General features: G+C 73.4%; 18 protein-coding genes and 1 pseudogene. 10 read left to right on the forward strand and 9 right to left on the reverse strand.

What is annotated here, in order from left to right; translation table 11 throughout:
• Position 1: 1 nt before the first annotated feature.
• From ACQPZO_RS16855 to ACQPZO_RS16875, 5 genes are all read left to right on the forward strand, one after another.
• Positions 2–829: an SDR family NAD(P)-dependent oxidoreductase gene (locus ACQPZO_RS16855; RefSeq protein WP_433342064.1), complete on the forward strand. Its 828-nt coding sequence runs from the start codon at positions 2–4 to the stop codon at positions 827–829.
• Positions 830–888: 59 nt separating this feature from the next.
• Positions 889–1,737: a class I SAM-dependent methyltransferase gene (locus tag ACQPZO_RS16860; protein ID WP_433342066.1), complete on the forward strand. Its 849-nt coding sequence runs from the start codon at positions 889–891 to the stop codon at positions 1,735–1,737.
• A gap of 96 nt (positions 1,738–1,833) precedes the next feature.
• The gene (locus ACQPZO_RS16865; RefSeq protein WP_433342068.1) at positions 1,834–2,709 is read left to right on the forward strand and encodes a family 3 encapsulin nanocompartment shell protein; all 876 of its coding nucleotides are present in this window, start codon (positions 1,834–1,836) and stop codon (positions 2,707–2,709) included.
• 9 nt (positions 2,710–2,718) lie between these two features.
• Positions 2,719–4,044, forward strand: a complete 1,326-nt coding sequence (locus ACQPZO_RS16870; protein WP_433342070.1) for an NAD(P)/FAD-dependent oxidoreductase — start codon at positions 2,719–2,721, stop codon at positions 4,042–4,044.
• Complete coding sequence (locus tag ACQPZO_RS16875; protein ID WP_433342072.1) at positions 4,041–4,739, forward strand: aspartate/glutamate racemase family protein; 699 nt, start codon at positions 4,041–4,043, stop codon at positions 4,737–4,739. The genes ACQPZO_RS16870 and ACQPZO_RS16875 overlap by 4 nt, the downstream gene beginning before the upstream one ends.
• A 192-nt stretch (positions 4,740–4,931) precedes the next feature.
• Here the strand turns inward: ACQPZO_RS16875 and ACQPZO_RS16880 are convergent, their stop codons facing one another.
• From ACQPZO_RS16880 to ACQPZO_RS16900, 5 genes are all read right to left on the reverse strand, one after another.
• A complete protein-coding gene (locus ACQPZO_RS16880; protein ID WP_433342074.1) occupies positions 4,932–7,328 on the reverse strand; it encodes a GNAT family N-acetyltransferase in 2,397 nt (798 codons plus the stop codon).
• Complete coding sequence (locus tag ACQPZO_RS16885) at positions 7,325–8,620, reverse strand: lysine N(6)-hydroxylase/L-ornithine N(5)-oxygenase family protein (protein ID WP_433342075.1); 1,296 nt, start codon at positions 8,618–8,620, stop codon at positions 7,325–7,327. The genes ACQPZO_RS16880 and ACQPZO_RS16885 overlap by 4 nt, the downstream gene beginning before the upstream one ends.
• A gap of 44 nt (positions 8,621–8,664) precedes the next feature.
• Entirely contained in the window at positions 8,665–10,203 is a 1,539-nt protein-coding gene (locus tag ACQPZO_RS16890) for a pyridoxal phosphate-dependent decarboxylase family protein (RefSeq protein ID WP_433342077.1), read from the reverse strand.
• A gap of 134 nt (positions 10,204–10,337) precedes the next feature.
• On the reverse strand, positions 10,338–11,195 hold the full coding sequence (locus tag ACQPZO_RS16895; RefSeq protein ID WP_433342078.1) for a siderophore-interacting protein: 858 nt from the start codon (positions 11,193–11,195) through the stop codon (positions 10,338–10,340).
• A 1-nt stretch (position 11,196) separates the two neighbouring features.
• Complete coding sequence (locus ACQPZO_RS16900) at positions 11,197–12,228, reverse strand: ABC transporter substrate-binding protein (protein WP_433342080.1); 1,032 nt, start codon at positions 12,226–12,228, stop codon at positions 11,197–11,199.
• Between the two features lie 116 nt (positions 12,229–12,344).
• Between ACQPZO_RS16900 and ACQPZO_RS16905 the strand changes: the two genes are divergently transcribed.
• The 3 genes from ACQPZO_RS16905 to ACQPZO_RS16915 are packed head-to-tail and all read left to right on the forward strand — an operon-like array spanning position 12,345 to position 15,270.
• A complete protein-coding gene (locus tag ACQPZO_RS16905; protein WP_433351045.1) occupies positions 12,345–13,406 on the forward strand; it encodes a FecCD family ABC transporter permease in 1,062 nt (353 codons plus the stop codon).
• Positions 13,403–14,428, forward strand: a complete 1,026-nt coding sequence (locus tag ACQPZO_RS16910) for a FecCD family ABC transporter permease (protein ID WP_433342082.1) — start codon at positions 13,403–13,405, stop codon at positions 14,426–14,428. Before ACQPZO_RS16905 ends, ACQPZO_RS16910 begins: the two co-directional genes overlap by 4 nt.
• Before the next feature lie 29 nt (positions 14,429–14,457).
• Positions 14,458–15,270, forward strand: coding sequence for an ABC transporter ATP-binding protein (locus tag ACQPZO_RS16915; protein ID WP_433342084.1), 813 nt, complete (start codon positions 14,458–14,460; stop codon positions 15,268–15,270).
• Positions 15,271–15,459: 189 nt separating this feature from the next.
• On the opposite strand, the gene ACQPZO_RS16920 is transcribed toward ACQPZO_RS16915, so the two are convergent.
• Positions 15,460–16,866: a PLP-dependent aminotransferase family protein gene (locus ACQPZO_RS16920; protein ID WP_433342086.1), complete on the reverse strand. Its 1,407-nt coding sequence runs from the start codon at positions 16,864–16,866 to the stop codon at positions 15,460–15,462.
• On the opposite strand from ACQPZO_RS16920, the gene ACQPZO_RS16925 reads away from it, so the two are divergent.
• On the forward strand, positions 16,865–17,797 hold the full coding sequence (locus ACQPZO_RS16925; RefSeq protein ID WP_433342088.1) for a DMT family transporter: 933 nt from the start codon (positions 16,865–16,867) through the stop codon (positions 17,795–17,797). The genes ACQPZO_RS16920 and ACQPZO_RS16925 overlap by 2 nt on opposite strands.
• Here the strand turns inward: ACQPZO_RS16925 and ACQPZO_RS16930 are convergent.
• Positions 17,798–18,200: pseudogene (locus ACQPZO_RS16930) on the reverse strand (transposase family protein); the annotation flags it as partial. It abuts the gene before it with no gap.
• 116 nt (positions 18,201–18,316) lie between these two features.
• Positions 18,317–18,715, reverse strand: a complete 399-nt coding sequence (locus ACQPZO_RS16935) for a hypothetical protein (RefSeq protein ID WP_433342090.1) — start codon at positions 18,713–18,715, stop codon at positions 18,317–18,319.
• Between the two features lie 302 nt (positions 18,716–19,017).
• Between ACQPZO_RS16935 and ACQPZO_RS16940 the strand changes: the two genes are divergently transcribed.
• Positions 19,018–19,908: a hypothetical protein gene (locus ACQPZO_RS16940; protein ID WP_433342092.1), complete on the forward strand. Its 891-nt coding sequence runs from the start codon at positions 19,018–19,020 to the stop codon at positions 19,906–19,908.
• Between the two features lie 35 nt (positions 19,909–19,943).
• Here ACQPZO_RS16940 and ACQPZO_RS16945 read toward each other — a convergent pair whose 3' ends face one another.
• On the reverse strand, positions 19,944–24,260 hold the full coding sequence (locus ACQPZO_RS16945; protein WP_433342094.1) for a non-ribosomal peptide synthetase: 4,317 nt from the start codon (positions 24,258–24,260) through the stop codon (positions 19,944–19,946).
• Between the last annotated feature and the right edge of the window lie 85 nt (positions 24,261–24,345).

Consider the following 24,345-nt stretch of genomic DNA (forward strand, 5'->3'; position numbering starts at 1 on the left):
AGTGGATCTCGGGCTCAAGGGACGGGTGGTCCTCGTCGCGGGCGGGTCCAGCGGAATCGGGCTGGCCTGCGCGAAGGAGTTCGCCGCCGAGGGCGCGCACGTGGCGATCTGCGGCCGCGACCCGGACCGGCTCGCCGCCGCCGAGCGGGAGCTGGCCGGGGTGGCCGCCGGCCGGGTTAACGCCACCAGCGTGGACGTCACCGACACCGACGCGGCCCGCCGCTGGGTGGACGGGGTGGCCGCCGACCTCGGCGGGGCCCACGTCCTGCTGGTCAGCGGCGGCAGCCCGCCGGTCGGCACGGCCGCGCTGTTCGAGGTGGCCGACTACCGGGCCGCCGTCGACCGGGTGTTGCTGCCGGCCGTGGGGCTGGCCCTGGCGGCGCTGCCGCACCTGCGCACCGCAGGCTGGGGACGGCTGCTCTTCGTCGCCTCCGAGACCGCGAGCGTGCCGATCGGCCCGCTGGTCCTCTCCGGGGTGACCCGGGCCGCGCTGGTCCGCTTCGCCCAGGGCCTCGCCGTCGACGTGGCCCGCGACGGGATCACCGTCAACGTCCTCGCCCCCGGCGGGGTGCGCACCCCACCGATGGAGCGGGCCGCCGCGCGGCTGGCCGGCGACGGCGACGTCGAGGAGCGGCTCGCGGCCATGGGGCACCACAGCGCGCTGGGCCGGCTGGCCGACCCCGGGGAGATCGCCGCCGTGGCCGCGTTCCTGGCCAGCGAGCGGGCCTCGTTCGTCACCGCGGGCGTGCACCTGCTCGACGGCGGCGCCAGCGTCACCGGCCCGGAGCTGCCACACATGACCGGCGTCCGCAAGGACACCTACGCCTGACCCTTCCCCGGACCGGTGGCGGCGACGCCGACCGGCGGCACAGCACGAAGGAGTGCGTGATGTCCACGACCAGCCCCACCTTCACCGAGCGGGACGTCTCCGAGTTCTTCGACGAGACCACCCAGACGTACCTCAGCTTCTGGGACAGCGAGGGCGTCCTGCACACCGGCTACTTCGCCGACGACGCCGACACCGACTACCACGCCGCCGCCGACCGGACCTCCGACCTGCTCGCCACCGAGGCGGGCGTCGACGCCGGCTCGACGGTGCTGGACGTGGGTTGCGGCTGCGGCAACTTCCTGCTGCGCCTGGCCGGGCAGACCGGCTGCCGGGGTGAGGGCCTGGACCTGAGCATCGAGCGGGTCCGGTTCGCCCAGGCCAAGCGCGCCGAATGCGGGACGCCGGGGATCGACTTCCGGCATGGGTCGGCCACCGCCCTACCGTACGAGCCGGGCAGCTTCAGCCACGTGGTCAGCCAGGACGCGCTGTTCCTGGTGCCGGACAAGCCGCGCAGCCACGCCGAGATGCACCGGGTGCTCGCCCCCGGCGGGATCCTGGCGATCACCGACTTCCTCCAGCCGACCACCGAGATCGGCGAGGCCGCCCGCCGGCACGTCTACGACCGGGTGCGGTGGAGCGGCGGCTACTCCCTCGACGGGTACGCCGGGGCGCTCACCGACGCCGGCTTCGAGGTGCTTGTCGCCCGCAACCTCGACGAGCACATCCGGCAGACGTACCGGGTGCTCGGCGAGACCGCCCGGGAGCGGGCCGCCAACACCGACGACCCGGCCGCCCGGGAGTGGATCCTCGGCTTCGCCGCGTCCTGCAAGGAGATCCAGGCGGCAATCGACCGGGGCGAGTTCGGCTGGGGCATGTTCGTCGCCCGCAAGCCCGCGGCCGCCCGGTGACCGACGAGCTGCGGCACCCCACCGCCCAGTGACCTGACTCGTGCGACACCCCCGCCGCGCGGTACCGACCCGACCCGACCGAAGGTGTGAACCCCCATGCAACGAACCGACGTCATCAAGCGGACGATCGCCGAGGTCGTGGCGGACCGCAAAAAGCAGCTGTCGCCGGGGCAGGTGTTCGCCGACGCCTTCGCCAAGGGTGGCTTCGACACCCGCGTCGACTACGACGTCACCATCACCGACTCGCTGACCAGCTCCCGGCGCAAGCCGCGCTACCCGTCACGGAACGTGCTGAAGGTGGTGGACCTGTCCCGGGATCCGCAGGAGTTCTACTGGCACGAGAGCCCGCCCCGTGCGGGCGACCCGGCGGTCGACGGCGCCGACCTACGCCGGGAGGCGGCCAACCACTTCCACCTCTCCCCCGTCCCGCCGCTGTACACCACGAAGGCGTGGGCGCAGGTGCCGGAAGGGCTCTGGGACGACCCGACCAGCTTCGCGGAGTTCATCAACTACCGCCTCGTCGTGCGCCTGTGCACCGCCGAGAACGTCACCATCCTGCGCGGCGAGGGCGGGCTGCTGACCATGCCGGGCATCGCCCGGATCACCGATCCGGGCCCATTCGGTTCCACCATCCTCTCCGCCTGCAACGAGGTGGAGCAGAACGGCAGCACCGCAGACGGGCTGATCATCAACCCGGCGGACTACTACCGGCTACTCGGCTCCGGCACCCTGATGCGCGACATCGAGGAGAACGGGGTCTTCATCGTCCGGACCCGGCTGGTCGACCCGGGCACCGCGATCGTCGGCGACTTCGGCCACGGGGCGCTGCTCCTCGACGCGGGCCGCTCGATGATCTCCTTCGCCGAGCCGCCGCCCGGCACGTTCGCCGAGCCGGGGCTGGCGCTGACCGCCGAGATCTACGAGCGGGTGGTGCTCAACCTGCCCACCTGCTTTTACATCGTGAGCCTCTAGGCGGCCCCGATGTCGACGACGCCCGCGCCACGCCCGCCCGGCGACGACCCCGACGTGCTGGTCGTCGGCGCGGGCATCGTCGGCCTCTTCTGCGCCTGGTTCCTGGCCCGCGACGGTCACCGGGTCACCGTCGTCGACCGGGGTGAGGTCGGCGACCCGGCGGCCTGCTCCTCGGGGAACACCGGCTTCGTCGGCACCCAGGGCTCCGCGCCGCTGGCTGAGCCCGGCGTGCCGGCCAAGGGGCTGCGCTACCTGCTGAACCCGGAGAGCCCGTTCCACATCCGGCCCCGCTGGGATCCGGCCCTGCTCACCTGGCTCTGGCACTTCCGCCGGCTCTGCACCGAACGCGACGCCCGGGCCGCCTTCGACGTTCTGCTGTCGCTCAAGCAACGCAGCCTGGCCATCCTGCACGAGGTGTGCGCGGCGGGACCGCTCGCCGACACCCTCACGGCCCAGGGCATGCTGCTGGCCTGCAAGACCCCGGAGGGCTTCGACCAGGCCCGCCGCTCGGTGCCGGTGGCGGTCGCCCGGGGCGTTCCGCTGCGGGTGCTCGAACCCGGCGAGCTGGCCCGCCTCGAACCGGGCGTCGAGTTCGACGTGGCCGGGGCGCTGCTCAACGCCGAGGGCGCCGCGCTGCGCATCCCGGCGTTCCTCGTCGAGTTCGCCCGGGTGCTGCGGGACATGGGCGTGGACATCCGCACCCACACCGAGGTCCACGACTTCGAGGTGGCCGGGGACCGGGTCCGGGCCGTGCGCACGAGCCGGGGGGACCTGCGCCCGGCCGAGGTGGTGATCGCCGCCGGGATCTGGTCCGTGGCCTGCGCCCGCAAGCTCGGCCTGGACCTGATGCTCCAGCCGGCGAAGGGCTACGCGGTCACCGTCGCCGCCCCGGAGACTCCGCCCCGGTTGCCGATCCTGCTCAGCGAGGGCAAGGTCGCCGTCATGCCGCTCGGTGACCGGCTGCGCCTCGCCGGCACCCTGGAGCTGACCGGAATGGACACCTCCGTGGCGCCCCGGCGGGTCGACGGCATCGTTCGCACCGTCCGGTCGTACCTGCCGGGGCTGGACACCGACCGCCGGGTGCAGGTGTGGAGCGGGCTGCGCCCCTGCACCCCGGACAGCCTGCCGCTGCTCGGCCGCGCCGGGGCGTACCGGAACGTCTGCGTCGCCGCCGGGCACGGCCACATCGGAATGGGCCTGGCGCCGGCCGGCGGCCGGCTGATCGCCCAGCTCGTCGGCGGTGTCCGTCCGGAACTGGACCTGGCCCCCTTCGCCGTGGACCGCTGGCGGCGCCGCTTCCCGCGCCGCCGCCCGACCCCTGGGAGTACGCGATGACCGCCGCGCCGATCGGGATCCTCTGCCTGAACACCTCGTTCGAGAAGGTCCCCGGGCACATCCGCAACCCGACCACCTTCGACTTCCCGGTGATCTACCAGGTGATCGAGGGGGCGACGCCGCAGCGGCTGGTCCGGGAGGCCGACCCGACCCTGCTGGAGCCGGTGATCGCGGCGGCGAAGGACCTTCAGGTCGCCGGGGCCGTGGGGATCACCGGTGCGTGCGGCTTCCTGGTGCTCTTCCAGGCCGAGCTGGCCGCCGCCGTCTCGGTGCCGATCTGGGCGTCCAGCCTGGTCCAGCTCCCGATGGTGCACCGGATGGTCGGGCGGCCGGTCGGGCTGCTGGTCGCCGACGAGGCCGCGCTGACCCCACGCCACCTTGCCGCGATCGGCGCCGAGTCGGTGCCGGTGCGGGTCATCGGCATGGCCGACCAGCCGGAGTTCCGCGAGGTGATGATGGAGGGCCGCCGCGACGACCTCGACACGCACCGGCTCGGACGGGAGGTGCTCGACCGGGTCGACCGGCTCGCCGAGGCCCACCCGGACCTCGGCGCGCTGGTGATCGAGTGCACCGATCTGGTGCCCTACGTGCACGCGATCCAGGCCCGGCTGGGTCTGCCGGTCTTCGACATCGTCACCCTCACGAACATGGTGCACGCCACCCTGACCCGCCACCCGTACCCCCGCCACCCCTGACCCGCACCCCGCACCCCGCACCCCGCACCCCGCACCCCGCACCCCGCACCCCGCACCCCGCACCCCGCACCCCGCACCTGCGCGCAATTTCACGGAAAGAGTGGTCATTCCCGGACGGGATAGCCACTCTTTCCGTGAAAGAGCGGGCAAGCGGGCAGGAGCTGCCGCGAGCGCGGGACGGCGGGGCGGGGGTCAGGGGCGGCGCGCGTACGGGGCGATGGGGTTGGTCAGGGTGCCGGCGAACTGGAGGGCCGCCGACGGGTCGGACAGGTCCACCATCTGCTCGTTGTTGCGCAGCTGGAGCCGGTTGAGGCAGGAGTGGGTGAACTCCGGGGCGAACAGGTCGTAGCGGCGCAGCCGGTCGGCCAGGTGCGGGACGCGGTCGGCGTAGTCGCCCGCGCAGTCCGCGACCGCCCGCCAGAACTCCTCCTCGGTGAGCAGCCCCGCGTCGGTGAACACGACGTTGAGGTGGCGCAGGAAGCAGGAGAACACGTCGGTGAAGATCGACAGCAGCTTCTCGTCGTCGGGGATGTCGGCCCGGACGCGGTGCACCGCCTCGGGCAGGTCGGCGTTCGGGTCCATCACCACGATCTCCTCGGCGATGTCCTTGAAGATCGCCCGCTCCACCGCCCCGTCGCGCAGCACCAGGATGACGTTCTCGCCGTGCGGCATGAACGCCAGGTCGTACGCGTACAGGGAGTGCAGCAGCGGGACGAGGTACGCGTCGAGGTACCGGCGCAGCCAGACCCCCGCCGGCAGGCCCGATTCGGCGACCAGCGCGGCGGCGAACGACCCGCCGGCCGAGTCGACGTGCAGCAGCGACGCCATGGTGGCCAGCCGCCGCCCCGGCTCCAGACCGGGGACGGGGCTCTCCCGCCACAGCGCCGCCAGCATCTTCCGGTACGGGGAGTACCGGTCGGTGGCCGCCTCGAACCGGCGGTTGCGGTACCCGATCGCGGCCCGCTCCCGGATGATCGTCAGCCCGGTGGCCCGGAGCACCTCGTCGCGGTCGATCAGGTCGGCGAGCCAGTCGTTGATGGCCGGGGTGGCCTCCATGTACGCCGCCGAAAGCCCCCGGATGAAGCCCATGTTCAGCACGGACAGCGCGGTCTTGACGTAGTGCCGTTCGGGGCGGGTGACGTTGAAGAAGGTGCGCACGGACTGCTGGGGAAGGTACTCGTCCGGGCCGGGGCCGACCAGGACGAGGCGGCGCTCGGCCACGTCGGCGGCGAAGGTGACGGCGAGCCGGTTCCACCACTGCCACGGGTGCACGGGGATGAACAGGTAGTCGGCCGGGTCGAGGCCGAGCCCGGTCAGCGTGGCGGCGAAGCCGGCCAGCGCGTCGTCGCCCAGTTCGTCGCGCAGCAGGGTGTCGGCGTCGGTGTCGGTGGAGCAGGTGAAGGTGGTGTGGTCGCGGTGCGCGGCCAGCCAGAGCAGCCGCACCGGCCGGCCGACCTCCGGGGCGTACCGGTGATACTCGTCGATGCCGAAGCCGATCCGGCCGTTGTTGGCGACGAAGCCCGGGTGGCCCTCGGTCATCCGGGTCTCGATGGTCTGGAAGTCGGCGCGGGCCAGCTCGGCGGCGCCGATCTCCGGCCGGTCCAGCTTGTACGCCCACCCGGCCAGGGTGGAGGTGATCTCCTCCAGGTACACGGGCAGCACCCGGTCGGTGAGGCCGAGCGCGCCGCGCAGCTCCACGCACAGGTCGAGGGCGTCCAGGGGCAGCTCCGCGCCGTCGCGGCGGCGGGTGATGCTGTCCGGGTCGATCCGCCAGTGGTCGAGGGCGAGCCGGCGGGCGGCGAACCGGTAGGTCACGGTGCCGTCGTCGCTAACCACCTCGTACTCCCCCGGCTCGCCGGGGGCGGCGGCGGGGCCGACGGGTTCGGGGGTGAGCAGCCGCTCGTGGGCGAACTCGGCGAGCGCCTTGCGGACCAGCAGCCGGTTGGCCCCCGCCCAGGTGTCGGGGGTGAGGTGGGCGACGGCGTCCTGGGGGTCCACGGTGGTCGGTCCTTCGCTGCTGGTCGGGGCCGGGCCGGTGGCGGCGGCGAACTGGGCGCGGGTGCAGAAGCTGAGCAGGCCCGTCTTGTCGGGCAGGGCGAGGGGCCCGACGGGGACGAAGCCGACGGCGGCGTTCAGCGCCTGCACGGCGGTGTTGCGCACGTCCGGCTCGACCACCACCCGGCGGTGCGCCGGGTCGGCGAACAGCCAGTCCATGACGGTGGTGATGACGGCCCGGGTGAAGCCGGAAACCGGAGGGTCGGCGGGCGCGCAGAGGAAGTGCATGCCCACGTCGCCGGGGCGGGCCGGGTAGCGGCCGGCCAGCTCGACCCGCGCCGGGTCGTACCGCTCGACGAGGAAGGCCGGCTCGCCCCGCCACAGCCCGACGAACGCGTCGTGGTGCTCCTCGGCGGCGATGCGCGCGTACTCGGCGGCGACCCGGGCCACGTCGGCGTCGGCCATCAGCCAGAACGCGGCCTTCGGGTGGGTCACCCAGGAGTGCAGCAGCGCGGCGTCGGCGACCGGGTCGAGGGTACGCAGGGCGAAGTCGCCCAGCCGGGGGTCGGTGCGGGTGTGCACGACCTCGGTCACGCACCCACCCCCGCCGACACGCCGAACTCCTGGAACGCGATCCGCCGCTCGACCGGGTAGTGCTCGCGGCCGAGCAGCTCACGGATGATCACGGCGTTGCGGTACGGGCCCATGCCCAGGTCGGGCGAGGTGACGCTGTGGGTGTGGGTGCCGGCGTTCTGGAGGAACACCCGGCCGGCGTGGTCGACGCTGTAGTCGCGGGCCACGTCGAACCGGCCCTGGGTGTCGAAGCGCAGCAGGTGACGCACCGGGTCGAGGAAGTCCGGCACCGCGTAGCGGTACCCGGTGGCCAGCACCAGGCCCTCGGTGGCCAGGGAGAACTCCCCCTCCTGCTCGACGTGGCGCAGCCCGAGGGTGTACCCGCCGGCGGCCGGGTCGTGCCGGGCGCTGGTCACCTCGGTGTTGGTGAGCAGCCGGCTGTCCACCGGCCCGTGCACGCTCTTGGCGTAGAGCAGGTCGTAGATCTCGTTGATCAGGTCGGCGTCGATGCCCTTGAACAGCCCCTTCTGCTCGGCCTCCAGCCGGTAGCGGGTGGGCTCGGGCAGGGCGTGGAAGTAGTCGACGTAGTCGGGGGAGGTCATCTCCAGGGTGAGCTTGGTGTATTCCAGGGGGAAGAACCGGGGCGAGCGGGTGACCCAGTTCAGCCGGTAGCCGTACGTGTCGATGTCGCCGAGCAGGTCGTGGTAGATCTCGGCGGCGCTCTGCCCGGAGCCGACCACGGTGACGCTGTTCTTCTCCCGCAGGGCGGCCCGGTTCTCCAGGTACGCCGAGGAGTGCACCACGTCGCCGTCGAGCCCGGCGCAGGCGGCCGGGACGTGCGGCGGGGTGCCGGTGCCGAGCACCAGGTGCCGGGCCCGGTGGGTGACGGTCTCCCCAGTGGCGGTGACGCTCACGTGCACGGTGAACAGGTCGTCGGCCTCGTCGTGGGTGACGGCGGTGACCCGGTGGCCGAAGCGCACCCCGGCCAGCTTCGCCGCCGCCCACCGGCAGTACGCGTTGTACTCGCTGCGCAGCGGGTGGAACCGCTCGCGGATGTAGAACTGGTACAGCCGCCCGGACTCCTTGAGCCAGTTCAGGAAGGAGTACGGCGAGGTGGGGTCGGCGAGGGTGACCAGGTCGGCCAGGAACGGGGTCTGCAACCGGACGGTCTCCAGCAGCATCCCGGGGTGCCAGTCGAACGAGTCCCGGGCCTCCAGGAACAGGCAGTCCAGGTCGGTCAGCGGCTCGGTGAGGCAGGCCAGGCCCAGGTTGTACGGGCCGAGCCCGACGGCGATGACGTCGTGGGTGGACATGGGTTCGCTTTCTGCGCGGGGTCGGGGGGTGGGCACGTTCGCGGTCAGCCGACCGGGCAGGGGGTGACGGCGGTGGCCCGCTCGTGCGCGTACCGGCCGGCGTGTTCGGCGATGAGGTCGACGACGTGCGCCACGTCGTCCAGCGTGGTCTCGGGGTTGAGCAGGGTGAACTTCAGGTACTGCCGGCCGTCGACCTTGGTGCCGGCGACGACGGCCGCGCCGGAGGCGGCCAGCGCCCGGCGGGCGTACCGGTTGGCGTCGTCGGCCAGCCCGGCTGCGGTCCCGGTGGGCAGGTAGCGGAACACCACGGTGCTCAGCGCGGACCGGGTGACCACCTCGAAGCGGGGGTCGCCGGCGAGCAGCCGCCACGCCCCGTCGGCCCGGTCGATCACCTCGTCGAAGAGCGCGCCGACCGCGTCGGGGCCCATCACCCGCAGGGTGAGCCAGAGCTTCAGCGCGTCGAATCGGCGGGTGGTCTGGAGGCTCTTGTCGACCTGGTTGGGCAGCTGCTCCCCCGTCGCCCGGGGGGCCGGGTTGAGGTAGTCGGCGTGGTAGGTGGCGTGCCGCAGCGCCTCGCCGTCGCGGACCAGCAGGGCGCTGGAGGAGACCGGCTGGAAGAAGGACTTGTGGTAGTCGACGGTCACCGAGTCGGCGCGTTCGATGCCGGCGAGCAGGTGCCGCCGGGTGGGCGAGACCAGCAGCCCGCAGCCGTACGCGGCGTCGACGTGCAGCCGCACCCCGGCGGCGGCGCACCGGTCGGCGATGGCGTCGAGGGGGTCGATGGAGCCGAAGTCGGTGGTGCCGGCGGTGGCGACGACCGCCATCACGGTGAGCCCGTCGGCGTGGCAGCGGGCCAGCTCCGCGTGCAGGGCGTCGGGGCACATCCGGCGGTCGGCGTCGGTGGGCAGGGCGATCACCGCGTCGGCGTCGAGGCCGAGCAGGCTGGCCGACTTCTGCACGCTGAAGTGGCCGGCGCCGGAGGCGATCACCCGCAGCCGGGGCAGCAGCTCACGGCGGGGCGTCGGACTGCGGGCGCACGCCTCCTCCCGGGCCAGCAGCAGCGCCTGGAGGTTGGACAGGGTGCCACCGCTGGTGAACACGCCGTCGGCGGCGGGGCCGAGGCCGATCCGCTGGGCCGTCCAGTCGATCAGGCGGCGCTCGATGAGGGTGCCGCCGGCGCTCTGGTCCCAGGTGTCCAGGGAGGAGTTCACGGCGGTGAGCACGGCCTCGCCGAGCAGCGCGGGGATCACCACCGGGCAGTTGAGGTGGGCCAGGTAGCGGGGGTGGTGGAAGTAGACCGCGTCGCGCAGGTACACGTCCTCCAGCTCGTCGAGGGCGGCGGCCGGGTCGGCGAGCGGGCGGTCCAGGTCGACGGCGGCGACGGTCGGGGCGAGCGCGGCCGGGGTGACGCCGGTGAACGGGCGGTCGGTGTCGGCGATCCGGGCGCTGACCCGGTCGATCCCCTCGGCCAGCACCCGCCGGTACTGCTCGGCGGTGCCGTTGGTGAACAGGTGGGCGCGGGGGCCCGCCGGAGTGCCGGTGGCGGGCGGCACGTCCGGAGCGGGACGACCCGGGATGCTCATGCGGTTCCTCGACGGTCGGTGGGACTCGGGGCCGGGGGCGCCACGGGGGCGGCCGGTGATCCCGACGGGCGGGGCGCTCGGGGCCACGGTCAGGCGGTCGGTGACCCCGGCGGGCGGGGCGCTCGGCGTCACGGTCAGGCCGCCGCGGCGGCGGGGGCCTCGCCGCGCAGGGCGTCCTCGGACACGCCGCACCGCCAGTAGCCGGAGAAGGCCACCCGGCGGCGGTCGGTGCCGCGCTCCTGCACGAGGTGGCGGCGCAGGCCGCGGACCGTGGCGGACTCCCCGGCGAGCCACGCGTACGGGACGACGCCGGGCAGCCGGGCCGCGCGGACGGCGTCGCGCAGCAGGCCGGAGCCGGGCGGGGTGGTGCCCCGGACCAGCCAGGTCACCTCGACCCCGGGCGGGGCGGGCAGGTCCTGGATGTCGGCGACGTGCGGGACCTCGATCCAGGCGCGGGCGCGGGTCCCGGCGGGCAGCCACTCCAGGATGGCGCCGACGGCCGGCAGCGCGGTCTCGTCGGCGGCGAGCAGCATCCAGTCGGCGTCGACGGGCGGCCGGAAGCAGACGGCACGGTTGTCGGCGACGGTCGGGCCGAGCAGCATCACCTGGTCGCCGGGGCGGGCCCGGCCGGCCCACCGGGAGGCGGGGCCGGTGTCGCCGTGGCCGACGAAGTCGATGTCGACCTCGCCGACCTCGGGGCGCTGGGCGCGGACGGTGTACGAGCGCATCACCGCACGGACGGCCGGGTCGAGGGCCCGCCACCGGCCGTACCAGTCGTCACCGGCGTCGACCGGCACCACGGGGGCGCCCTGGCCGGGGTGGGGCAGGAAGAGGTTGACGCTCTGGTCGCGCCCGCCACCGGCGAAGGCGGTGAGCTGTGGGCCGCCGAGGGTGATCCGGGTCATGGTCGGGCCGAGGCTGCGGGCGCGCACGACCTGCGCCTCGTAGAACCGGAACCGGGTGGCGACCGGGTCGAGGGTGGTGCTGGCCAACTCAGCTCACCTTCTTGGCGGCGGCGATCGCCTTCGCGAGGTTCTCCAGCAGCGGGGCCGCGCCGGCGTACGAGAAGCGCGGCACGGCGTCCCACGGGGTGACCTGGTTGGCCTTGACCGCCGGAAGCTGGGCCCAGGTGGGCTTCTTGGCCATGTCGGCCGGTTGCAGGGCGGTGGCGCGGTTGTCCAGCAGGATCAGGTCGGCCGGGAACTTGCCGGCGTTCTCCCAGCTCAGGCTCTCGAAGTAGTCGCCCTGTTCCAGTTTGGTCGGCACCACGATGTCGACGCCCAGCTCGGCGAAGTACATCAGGTCGGTGCTCACCTTCGGGTTGGAGGCGTAGAACAGGTCGGGGCTGCCGGACGCCGCGAGCACCTTGATTCCGGGGTTGGCCTTGACCGCCTGCCGGACGGACTCGGCGGCGGCCTCGAACCGGGCCTTGGCGTCGGTGACCTTCTTCGCCTTCAGGTCGGCGCCGAGGGACGCGGCCAGCTCGGCGTACCGCTCGATCGGGATGTTCATCGGCACCCGGGCGGTCTTGATCGCGACGGTGGGGGCCAGGCCGAGGATCTTGTCGCGGCTCTCGTCGGGGACGTACCAGAAGGCGCCCGGGTCGTACATGTGGGTGACCAGCAGTTCGGGGTTGAGCGCGGCGTACTTCTCGATGCTGAACTCGCCCCAGACGTTGCCGAGCACGGCCACCTTGGCCACGTCGAGGTCGCCGGCCTGCGGCTCCTTCGACCCGTCGGCCCGGGTGGTCTCGCCGAAGACCCCGACGATCTGGGCGTCGAGTCCGAAGTCGACCAGGGCGGCGGCGACGCCGGTGAAGGCGACGACGCGCTTCGGCGTGGCGTCCCGGGTGACCTTCTCGGGCCGGTCGTCGGTGAACGACCAGGGGCCGCTTCCGGCGGCCGGCGAGGAGGCTTCGTCGTCCTTGCCGCCGCAGCCGCCGAGCAGGGCGCCGAGGGCGAGCGCGCCGCCGGCGGAGAGCAGGCCACGGCGGGTCAGACGCGGGCGGGACACGGGTACGGGCATGACGACTTCTTTCCACTCCGGGGTGGTCTGATGACCAAGTGCGAGGTTAAGTTACCCTAACCTAAGTCCTTGTCAACAGCGTCGTCGGTCGATTCCTACCCACACAGGAGCTTGCACTGTCCGTCATCGACTCGTCGCCGACCGCCCTCGCTCCGCCGGCGACGCCCCCACCCCCGCCGCCCCGCCGCGGCCGGCCCGCGGCCCGCCTGGCCGGGCTGCTGGCCGCGTTCCTGCTGCTGGCGGCCGTGGCCGCGGTCAGCCTCGCGGTCGGCGCGAAGCAGCTCACCCTCGCCGAGGCCTGGCAGGGGCTGTGGGATGCCGACTCCCCCGCGCACGCCGTGGTGCGGCAGATGCGGCTGCCGCGCACCCTGCTCGGCCTGATCGCCGGCGCGGCGCTCGGGGTGGCGGGCGCGATCATGCAGGCGGTCACCCGCAACCCCCTCGCCGACCCCGGGCTGCTCGGCATCAACGCCGGCGCGTCGGCGGCCGTGGCCACCGCCGCCGCGTTCCTCGGCGTCACCGGCGTCGACGGGTACGTCTGGTTCGCCCTGGCCGGCGCGGCGGCCGTCACCGCCCTCGTGTACGCCGTCGGCGGCGGCCGGGGCGCCACCCCGGCCCGGCTGGCCCTCGCGGGGGCGGCGCTCAACGCGGCCCTCTACTCGTACGTCAGCGCGGTGATGCTCCTCGACGCGGCCTCGCTGGAGAAGATGCGGTTCTGGACCGTCGGCTCGCTGGCCAGCGCCGACCTGGCGACCGTGGTCCGGGTGCTGCCGTTCGCGGCGGTCGGGCTGGTGATCGCCCTCGCCACGGCCCGGCCGCTCAACGCCCTCGCGCTCGGCGACGACCAGGCGCGGGCCCTGGGCGCCCGGCCCGCCGCGACCCGGGCGGCCGTCGTCGTGGCGGTGACCCTGCTCTGCGGCGCCGCGACGGCCGCCTGCGGGCCGCTGGTCTTCGTCGGGCTGCTCGTGCCGCACCTGGTCCGCGCCCTGACCGGGCCGGACCTGCGCTGGCTGCTGCCGGCCTGCGCGCTGCTGGCCCCGGTGCTGCTGCTCGGCGCCGACGTGGCCGGCCGGGTGCTCGGCCGCCCCGGCGAGATCCAGGTGGGCATCATGACCGCCGTGCTCGGCGGCCCGCTCTTCCTGCACCTGGTCACCCGGACCCGGGCGGTGCGGTCGTGACCGTCGTACGGGTACGCCACTGGTCGGTGCGGTTCCGGGCCCGGGCCCTGCTCGTCGGCCTCGGCTGCGCGCTGGCCGCGCTGGCCCTGGGCGTGCTGTCGATCGGCGGCGGCGACTACCCGATGGGCCCCGCCGACGTGCTGCGCACCCTCACCGGGGGCGGCACCCCGGCCGAGAACTTCATCATCGGCGAGCTGCGGCTGCCCCGGCTGGTCACCGCCCTGCTGGTCGGGGCCGCCCTCGCGCTGGGTGGCGCGGTGCTCCAGGCCCTCGTGCGCAACCCGCTCGGCAGCCCCGACATCCTCGGCGTCACCCAGGGCGCGGCCACCGGCGCCCTCGTCGTGGTGGTGGTCGGCGGCAGCACCCTCGCCCTGGCCGGCGCGGCCGTGGTCGGCGGCCTGTCCACCGGGCTGCTGCTGTGGGCGGTGGCCTGGGCGCGCGGCGCGCACGGCCACCGGCTGATCCTCGCCGGCATCGGCGTCGCCGCGATCCTCACCGGCGTCAACGGCTGGCTGCTGACCCGCGCGCAGCTCATGGACGCCGCCCGCGCCGTGCTGTGGCTCACCGGCAGCCTCGACGGGCGCGGCTGGGCGCAGGCCGTCCCGCTCGCCGTCACCCTCGCGGTACTGGTGCCGGTGGTGCTGTTCGGCTGCGGGCCGGCGCTGCGGATGACCGAGCTGGGCGACGACACCTCCGCCGCGCTCGGCGTACCGGTGCGGGCGCTGCGCACGGTGCTGCTGGTCGCGGCGGTGCTGCTGGTCTCCGTCGCCGCCGCCGCGGCCGGGCCGGTCAACTTCGTCGCGCTCACCGCGCCGCACCTGACCCGCCGGCTGACCCGCGCGCCCGGGCCGAACCTGGCCGCCGCCATGGCGCTCGGCGCGGCGATGCTGGTCGCCGCCGACCTGGTCGCCCAGCGCGCCTTCACCGGGCACCAACTCCCCGTCGGCGTGGTCACCGGCGCGCTCGGCGGCGGCTACCTGGTGTGGCTGCTGGCCACCGAACGCAAGGCGGGCCGGCTGTGACCGGCAAACTGGAGACTGGAGCACCCCTGATGCAGCCCGGCACCACCCGGCTCAGCGGCGACGGCCTGACCCTCGCGTACGACAAGCGGACCATCACCGAGCGGCTCAACGTCGCCGTCCCCGACCGGTCGTTCACCGTCGTGATCGGGCCGAACGCCTGCGGCAAGTCCACCCTGCTGCGTGCCCTGGCCCGGATGCTGAAGCCGGCCGCAGGCACGGTGCTGCTCGACGGGCGGGACATCCACGCCCAGCCGGCCCGCCGGGTCGCCCGCACCCTGGGGCTGCTGCCGCAGTCGTCCATCGCCCCCGACGGCATCACGGTCGCCGAGCTGGTGGCCCGGGGCCGGTACCCGCACCAGGGCCTGCTGCGGCAGTGGTCCCGCGACGACGAGCGGGTGGTCGACGAGTCGATGGCCGCCACCGGCGTGGCCGACCTGGCCGACCGGCTGGTCGACGAGCTGTCCGGCGGGCAGCGGCAGCGGGTGTGGATCGCCATGGCCCTGGCCCAGCAGACCGAGCTGCTGCTGCTCGACGAGCCGACCACGTTCCTCGACATCGCCCACCAGATCGAGGTGCTCGACCTGTGCGCGAGCCTGCACGAGGAGCAGGGGCGCACGCTGGTCGCGGTGCTGCACGACCTCAACCAGGCCGCCCGGTACGCCACCCACCTCATCGCGATGCGCGACGGTGCCGTGGTAGCCGCCGGGGCGCCCCGGGAGATCGTCACCGCCGAGCTGGTGGAGCGGGTGTTCGGGCTGCCCTGCCGGGTCATCGACGACCCGGAGACGGGCGGGCCGCTGGTCGTCCCCGCCGCGCGGCGTCCGTCGGCGGTACGCCGCTGAGCAGAGGCAGCCGGACGCCGACACTCACCTCTCGGTGATGACGTGAACGACTCAGCTCCATAGGCGGCGTCCCACGGCATCGAGCCGCCGCGCCCACAGCTTCGCCCGGGCCACGGTCCCCGGCCGACCGGGAACCGCACCTGCGGACAACGCAATGACACCTGACACCGCCACCGAGCTTCTCAGGATCTACTGCGCCGCGAGGGCTTGTCCGATGGCTCGTGCGCCGTCGGGGAAAGCGCCGGGGTTGGGGCCGGAGTAGTTCAGGCGCAGGTATCGGCCGGTGGGTTCGGCAGGGAACCACTCGCCTCCGGCGGCGACCAGGACACCCGCTGCCTCGCAGTCGCGGGCCAGGCGCGTCAGGTCGGTGTCGTCGGGCAGCCGAAGCCAGAGGTTCAGTCCGCCGTGCGGCACCGCGTCGAGGTGGGAGTCAGGCACGTGCTCGCGCAGCGCGCCGACGAGGAGGTCGCGGCGCGCGGCAAGTTGATGTCTCAGTCCGCGCAGATGGGTATGCCAGGCGGGCTGGGTGACGACCTCGAGGGCGGCGGTTTGCAGGACGCCGCTGACGTACATGGATTGGGCCTGCGCATCGGCGAGGATACGGTCGCGGGCGGGCCCGCGGGCGATGAGCCCGGCGACGCGGATAGCCGGTGACACGCTCTTGGTCAGCGACCGCAGGTAGACGACGTGCCCCCCGTCGTCGCGCGCGGCCAGCGGCGCGGCTTCGGCGGTGATCCCGAAGTCGTGGGCCCAGTCGTCCTCGATGAGGAACGCCCCGTGCTCGCGCACGATGCCCAGCACCGCGTCGGCGAGGTCTGGCGGCCACTGCGCTCCGGTGGGGTTGGCGAAGTTCGGCTGGGCGTAGAACGCCCGCGCCCCGGTCCGGGTGAACGCGCGGTCGAGTTCGTCGGGGTCCGGGCCGTGGGGGCCACTGGTGATCGGCACGAGCTGCACGCCGGTCTGCTCGGCGGCCAGGATCGCGCCCCAGTAGGTCGGCGACTCGATGAGCACGGGCCGATCAGCTCCCACGAGTGCCCGGAAGATCGTGCTCAACCCGCTCTGGCTACCGGGCAGGACAATCACATCGCTCGCAGCCGGGGACGCCAGACCGGGCGGGGTGACCGCACCGAGTTCTGTGGCGAACCACGCCTGCAACTCCGGCAGCCCCGCAGCCGGTGGTCGCCCGACAGCGGCATCGCTGCGGGTGGCACGTGCGAACGCTGACCGCACCAATCTCTCGGGAAGGAGTTCCCTGTCGGGGTAGCCCGCGTGCAGGGCGATCACATCGTTGGGTGTCGTGCGCAGCGCCGTGAACGCCTGTGCCCTGCGGTTCGGCGGGGAACCGAGCGCGGCGGTCTGCCACCCGTAATCGTTCGGTCGGGCCGTGCGGACGGCCCGGACGAAGGTGCCCACGCCCGGCCGGGCTTCCACGAGCCCCTGCGCGGTCAGCGTCCGCAACGCCTTCTGCACCGTGACCGGGCTCGCCCCGTGACGCGCCACGAGGGCCCGCGTCGAGGGCAGCCGCGTCCCGGCGGGAGCCGCCGCCACCCAGCTGCGCAGTTCATCCAGGATCCGCTGACTGCTACCGTTGAACATGAAGACTGACGATAGCGCTACTCTAGTTTCGCCGCCACCGCTACCGAAGGCTTATGCCGGTCTGTGGTGGGGCCTGCTCGGCGTGGCGGCGTTCTCGTTCACGGTGCCGTTCACCCGCGTCGCGGTCGGAGGCGGGCACATGTCACCGCTGTTCGTCGGCTCCGGGCGCGCCGTCATCGCGGCGTTCCTCGCCGCAGCCGCGCTGTGGCTGACCCGGCAGCAGACGCCGCGCGGCACCCAGTGGGTCCGGGTAGCGGTCGTGGCCGGTGGCGCGGTCGTCGGGTTTCCGTTGCTGACCTCGTACGCGCTCACCACCGCACCCGCTAGCCACGGGGCGGTCGTCATCGCGCTCCTGCCCGCCGCGACGGCCGTGATGGCCGTGGTTCGGGGTCGCGAGCGGCCCCGGACCTCGTTCTGGGTCGCCGCAGGGATCGGCGCGATCGCGGCCGTGGTGTTCGCCGCGCTCCAAGGCGGCGGCCTCGCCGGGCTGCACCGGTCGGACCTGCTGCTGTTCGCTGCCGTCATCGTGTGCGCGATCGGCTACGCCGAGGGCGGGCTCCTCTCCCGCGAGCTGGGTTCGTGGCAGACGATCTCCTGGGCCCTCGTGCTGGCCTCCCCGCTGATGATCGTGCTCAGCGGCGTCTCGATCGTTCAGCAGCCGCCGACCGGCTCGGTGATCGAGTGGGGCGCGTTCGCCTATCTCGCCGTGGTGAGCATGTTCCTCGGGTTCTTCGCCTGGTACCGGGGTCTGGCCATCGGACCGATGGCGCAGGTCAGCCAGGTGCAACTCACCCAACCGGTGATGAGCATCTGCTGGGCCGCACTCCTGCTGCGCGAGCACCTGGCCTGGCCCACGATCCTCGGCGGCCTCGCCGTCATCGCCTGTGCGCTCCTCGCCGTTCGAGCCAGGAATCGCGGGAACCGACCCTGAACGGTAGGCACGCAGGATCTTGAAGCACTTCATCCTGGCCAGGGTGTGTTCGACCCCTGCTCGGACGGTTCTGTGTTCGACGTTGAGGGCTCGCTTCCAGGCTGGGAGGTCGGTGCCGTCGGCGGGCTTGCGGTACGGCATGGTCACCTGCGGGTTGCCCCGGTAGCCGCCGTCGGCCCATCACTGGCCGCCCGGTCAGCCTCTGGTCGATGCCCGAGGCGCAGTAGACGACCGTGTCGTTGCGGTTGCCGGGCTGCGGGTCCCCGACGGCGATGACCAGGCAGGTGCTTGCGTCGATGGCGACCTGCAAGTTCGTCGAACACCGGTAGTTCTTGCTGCGGGCGGCCAAGCGGTGGTCGCGTGTGGGGATCAGGGTGCCGTCGACGATCGCGATCTGCTCGGCCGGTCGCTTTGGCACGGTGGAGTCGCTGACGATCGGCAGGGCCGAGCGGGCGTAAGGCGCGTGCGGCGAAACGCTCGGCTGGAGGTGTCCAGCCGAGCGTTTCGCCGCACGCGGTGTCAGTCCTCCCAGCACTCCGACTCACCCGGGGTCGGCTGGTTCGCCACGTTGGGGGTGTTCAGGTAGCGGTCGGGAATCCAGCCGATCTGCCCCTGCGCCGGGCCGTTGGTCGGGGTGACCAGATGCCAGCGACGGTTGGCGTACGGGCCGACCGCCTCACCCCAGGTGCCGCAGTGCAACTCGACGGTGTTCCCGTAGTACATGTAGTTCTGATACACCCGGTCGACCTCGGCCATCGTGGTCCAGTACCGCAGGTAGATGCCCGAATAGGGGTCGTTGTCGGCGTCCACCACCTGGTAGTAGAGCGCGTTTGTGCCGACGTGCCCGGTCGTGCCGGTGGGAGCAGCCACGGCGGACGGCGCGGCTACCCCGGAGCCGGCGAGCAGCGCAGCCGCCAAGAACGCAGCCGCTTTGATTCGGTTCCCCGCCAGGATCATTTTTCGCCCTTTCCATCATCTCGGATACGGCCGGCCCTTCGCTGGCCGCCGACCCAGTTGTAGTGCCCGGCCAGGTTGTCCAGCCCTGGCGACGGTCTACGGGCCCGGCGACGGTCTATCGGTTCAGAAAGCGATCATTGAAATCGACTGTCGCCATACTGATCGACACCTGCCGAGGAAGCCCCGCGTCGGTAAAATCGATCCGGCCGGACGTGGGAGATCGACGGCCGGCAGGGTCAATCACGCCGCGCTGTGGAGCCGCCATGCCTCGCCCCGAGCGTCCCGTCGATCCCGAATCCGGGCCTGTCCAGGCATTCGCCGCCGACTTGCGACAGCTCCGGACAAAGGCCGGCACACCGAAGTACCTACAGATGTCCCGTGCCTCGGGTCGGTCGCGGACGGCGCTGGCCGAAGCTGCCTGTGGCGACCACCTGCCGACCTGGGAGACGGTGGAGGCGTTCGTCCAGGCTTGTGATGGTGACGTTCGGGAGTGGCGCCTGAGGTGGGAGGCGACCCGCGATCAGGTTCGCCCTGCCGAACCGGTCACCGAGCCAGCACCGGCACCGGCACCGGCACCGGCACCACAGACCCCATCGGAGGAGGACAACCCGGTGGCGGTGGCCGCCGCCACCGGCTTCAACCTGCGGTCCGGCAAGCTGCTCACCGTGGCGGTCGGTGTGCTGGCCGTGGTGGCAGTGCTCGGGTTCGTCAGTTATCGGCCCACGTCCAGCAGGACCCAGACGGAACACCCAACGGTCGACGAAAGTGGCGGGCCGCCCCTGTCCGCGACCATCGTGGTGCAGAACAAGGTAGCTGTCGGCGCGAGCGGCATCGCCGAGGATTCGACGCCGGCCTACCTGTCGAGCAAGCCGGTCTCGTTCTGTGCCCGGCGCGGTTGCAAGGTGCCGGGCACCGAGGTGTGGAGCGGCACGATCCTGGTGGCCAGGTGCTGGACCCGGGGCGCCACCCTGACCAACCGGGACCTGACCAGCACCGGGATCGAGAACAATCCGGCGGGGGTGTCGTCGGACCTCTGGTATGAGGTGGTGCTGCACGACGACCGCGCTGGCTATCTCTCGGAGGTTTACGTCGAAGCCCGCCACCGGGGCGGCTTGAGATTGCTGGAATGCCCCGCCCCCACGGCGCTCAGGTAGGTCGCACGCATCGCTGTCGATGCCAGCCGGACGGGTCAGCCGACATCCGACGCCGATCCGTCCGCTGAACTGTCCGGGAGCCACCCCGTGCGGGTGAAGTACCCGACGTAGGTGTCGAACAGCGCCTCGTCCACCTCCGGGCGGGACACGCCGGAGCCGGCCAGGGCGGCGTCGGTGGCGCGGGGGTCGAAGACCAGCCCGCCCTCAGAGCCGGCTCCGGTCAGCTCGGTAGCCAACGTGCCCAGCAGCGGGAACGCCGCGTTACCCGCGTCGGCGCCGATCCGGTCCAGCCACTCTCCCGGCTCGACCTCGGGCAGCGCGAAGCCTCTCGACCGCAGCCAACCCAGCGCGGTGTCCAGCCGCAGCAGCCGCCCGGCGGCCAGATGGAAGGTGCGGCCGGCCGCCGAGGGCTGCCGGGACAGGGTGACGATGGCGTCGCTGACGTAGTCCACGGGCACCAGATCGAATGCGGCGTCCACTTTGGCGGGCGCGGCCTGGGCCTGGACGCAGCCCTTGAGCAGCAGCCACAGGTAGTCGCCGCGCTGGCAGGCGCCGGTGCGGCTGTGCCCGGCGATCCGGGTGGGCCGGTAGATCGTGGCGGGCAGCGACCGGGCGCGGGCGGCCTCGATCAGCCCCTCGGCCACCCACTTGCTCCGCGGGTAGCCGTGCTCCAGGGCCTCCGCCGGGCCGGTGGGCTGCTCGGGGCCGATCGGGTGGTCCGCGTGTCCCGCGTACACGCCGACCGTGGAGACGTGGTGCACCGGCACGCTGCGGTACCGGGCCGCCAGCCGCAGTATCTCGGCGGTGCCGCCCACCGTGCTGGCCCTGAGCTGCTCGTACGGGGAGAAGAGGTTCACGGCCGCGCCCACGTGGTACACCGCGTCCACCCGGCGGGCCAGCTCGTCGAAGACCCCCTCGGGGAGCCCCAGGCGGGGCCGCGCCAGGTCGCCGAGGACGGTCACGATCCGCCGCTCGTCGCGGTCGTCCCAGATGCCGTAGCCCGCCATGACCCGGCGCAGCCGCGCCGCCGCCTGCTCCCGGTCCGCGTCGCGGACCAGGCAGTGCACCACGGCACGGGTACGGTCCAGCAGGGCGCGCACGGTGAACGCGCCGAGGAACCCGGTGGCGCCGGTGAGCAGCACGTGAGCGGGGTCCTGCGCCACCCGGATCGTCTCGCCGGCCGGCACGATGTCGACCGGCAGCGCGACCTCGGCGGCCAGGTCGAGCCCCCTCCCGGCGTCCTCCCGCCCGGGGGTCTGATCGCGGTCGACCAGCGCGGCGAGGCCGGCGACGGTCGGTGCCGCCGCCAGGGCCCCGAGCGGGATCTCCACCCCCAGCGTCTGCCGGAGCCGCAGCATCAGGCGGGTGGCCAGCAGCGAGTGGCCGCCCAGGGCGAAGAAGTCGTCGTGGACGCCGATCCGGGCCGCCCCCAGCACGTCCCGCCAGATCCCGGCGATGCTCCTCTCGGTCGGGGTTTCCGGCGTCACGAACGAGTTCGCCGGCTCCACCTCGAGGGCGTCCGGCGGCGGCAGCGCGGCCAGGTCCAGCTTGCCGCTCGACGTGCGGGGGAACGCCTCCACCGGCACGCAGACCGACGGCACCAGGTGCTCCGGCAGCCGCCCGGCCACCGTACGGCGTAGCAGGTCCGGCGGCAGGACGACCCCGGCGGCCGGCTGGTAGTACGCGACCAGGCGCTTGCCCCCCGAGCCGGCGTCCTGGGCCAGCACGGCGGCGTGGGCCACTCCGGGCACGGCCTGGACGGCGGCGGCGACCTCCCCGGTCTCCACCCGGTGCCCGCGGATCTTGACCTGGTCGTCCAGGCGGCCCAGGCACTGGATCCGTCCGTCCGGCAGGTACCGGGCCAGGTCGCCGGTGCGGTAGAGCAGGGCGCCCGGCTGGAACGGGTCGGCGATGAACCTCTGCGCGGTCAGCTCGGGACGCCCCAGGTAGCCGACGGCCAACGCCTGGCCGCCGACGCAGAGTTCCCCCACCGCGCCGACCGGGCTGAGCTGTTGCCGCCGGTCCAGCAGAACCACCCGGGTGCCGTCCACCGGGCGGCCGATGGGCGGCAGGTCGGGCCAGGCGTCGGGGTCGTCGTCCAGGCGTTCCGCGGTGACCACGTGCGTCTCGGACGGGCCGTACTGGTTCTCCAGCACCGCGCCGGGTGCCCGCCGCCGGAAGAACTCCCGCAGGGCGGGCGTGGCGTGCAGTTGCTCCCCCGCCGTGACGACCTCGCGGAGGGTGGCCGCCGAGCGGTTCGTGGCGCAGGCGTACTCGGCGAGCTGTTGGAGGGCGACGAACGGCAGGAACAACCGCTCGACGCGCTCGGCGGCGATCAGGTCGAGCAGGCGAGCGGGGTCGCGCCTCGTCTCGTCGTCGACCATGACCAGGGTGCCCCCGGTGGCCCAGGTGCTGAAGAGCTCCTGGAAGGCCACGTCGAAGCTGAGCGCGGCGAACTGCAGCGTCCGGGTGCCGGGCCCGGCGAGGGAGCGCGTTCGCTGCCAGGCCAGCAGGTTGGCCAGGGCCCGGTGCGGCATGGCCACGCACTTGGGGCGGCCCGTCGAGCCGGACGTGAAGATCAGGTACGCGAGGTCGGCGGGCGCCGCCACGGGCAGCTCCACTTCGGGTGCGGCCGGCAGGTCGTCCAGGGCGATCGTCTCGGTGGTCTCGGGCAGGAGCCCGGCCAGGTCCCGATGGACCAGGGCGACCCGGATTCCGCTGTCGGCCGCCATGTGGGCGATCCGGTCGGTGGGGTACGCGGGGTCGATGGGCAGGCAGGCGCTGCCGGCCTTGAGCACCCCCAGGACCGCGACGGCCAGTTCCGGGGAGCGCCGCAGGCAGACGCCCACGGGACGCCCGGCCGCGCCCCGCGCGACCAGGTGCGCCGCCACCGCGTCCGCCGCCCGGTCCAGCTGCGCGTAGGACAGGACCCGGTCCCCGTGTACGACCGCCGGGGCGTCGGGCGTACGGCGGGCCTGGGCGGCGAAGGCCTCGTGCGCGAGGGGCTGTCCGGTCGGGGCGACGGGCCCCGGCGCCCAGGTTTCGAGGATCAGTCGACGCTCGGCGGCCGGCAGGATGTCCAGGTCGCGCAGGGGCAGGTCGGGGTGGGCGACGGCCCCGGTCAGCAGGGTTCGCAGCCGCTCTGCCAGGCGCTGAGCGGTGCTGCGGTCGAAGAGGTCGGTGGAGAACTCCAGGAAGCCGTCGAATCCGCCCCGGGCGGGCACCAGGTGCAGGAAAATGTCGTACTTGGCCGTGCCCGAGTGGACGTAGAGCCGTTCGGCGGCCACGCCCGGCAGGTCCAGGGCCGAGGGCGGGGCGTCGTCCAGCCCGATGACCACCTGGAACAGTGGGAAGCGGCTCGGCGAGCGTTCCACCTCCAGCTCGCGGACCAGGTGTGAGTAGGGCACGTCCCGGTGCGCGACGGCACCCCACACCTGCTCCTTCGTGCGGGTGACCAGCTCGGCGAAGGACGCGTCGGCCGGTACCCGCTGACGCAGCGGCATGACGTCGGTCAGGCAGGCGATCATCGGTTCGAGGATCTCGTCGTCCCGGCGGGAGACGGGCGTGCCGACCACCACGTCGTCGGAGCCGGCCAGCCGGGAGATCAGCGCGGTCAGCGCTGCGGTCAGGACCGTGAACGGCGTGCTCCTGGCCCTGCGGGCGAGCCGGCGGATGTCGGTGCCGAGCGTGGCGTCCAGGGTGAACTCGACCCGGTCACCTCGGGTGCCGAGAATCGCGGGCCGGGGCCGGTCCGTGGGGAAGGAGGACTCCTGCGGGGCTCCGCGCAGCGCCTCCCGCCAGTACTTCACCGATTCGCTGCGGTCGGCGGCGTCCACCCGGCGGCGCTGCCGCGCGTACGGGCCGAACTGGAGGGGAAGTGCGGGCAGCCCGGGTTCCGTGCCGCCCAGCGCGGCCCGGTAGAGGGCGCTGAACTCGGTGTCCAGCAGGCTGAAGCACCAGCCGTCGATCACGGCGTGGTGGATCGCCACCACCAGGACGGCATCGTCGGAGGCCAGTTGCAGCAGCGTCGCCCGCAGCAGGGGCGGCCGGTCCAGGGCCACCGGCCGGGTCGCCGCCGCGACCTGGGCGGCGGGCAGCTCCTGCGGGCTCACCCGGCGGACGTCCAGCTCGACCGGGGACGCCGGCAACACCGTCTGCCACGCCTCCCCCGCGACCAGGGACAGGCGGCTGCGCAGCGCCTCGTGCCGGGCCACGATCGCGGTGAGCGCCCGCCGGGTGGCCGCCGGGTCGATCCGCGCGCCGCGCAGCCGGTACGCCCACGACTCGACGTACCGGGAGGCCCCCTGTTGGAACTGGTCGTTCAGCCAGATCGACTCCTGTTCGAACGACATCGGGTAACCGTGGGTCGGGGTGCCGTCAGGGGGCGTGGCGGGCGTCATGCGGGGCGCTCTCCGGTTCGGGACGGGACCAGGTCGG

The sequence above is a fragment of the Micromonospora sp. CA-111912 genome (assembly GCF_050948415.1).
GTDB lineage: Bacteria > Actinomycetota > Actinomycetes > Mycobacteriales > Micromonosporaceae > Micromonospora.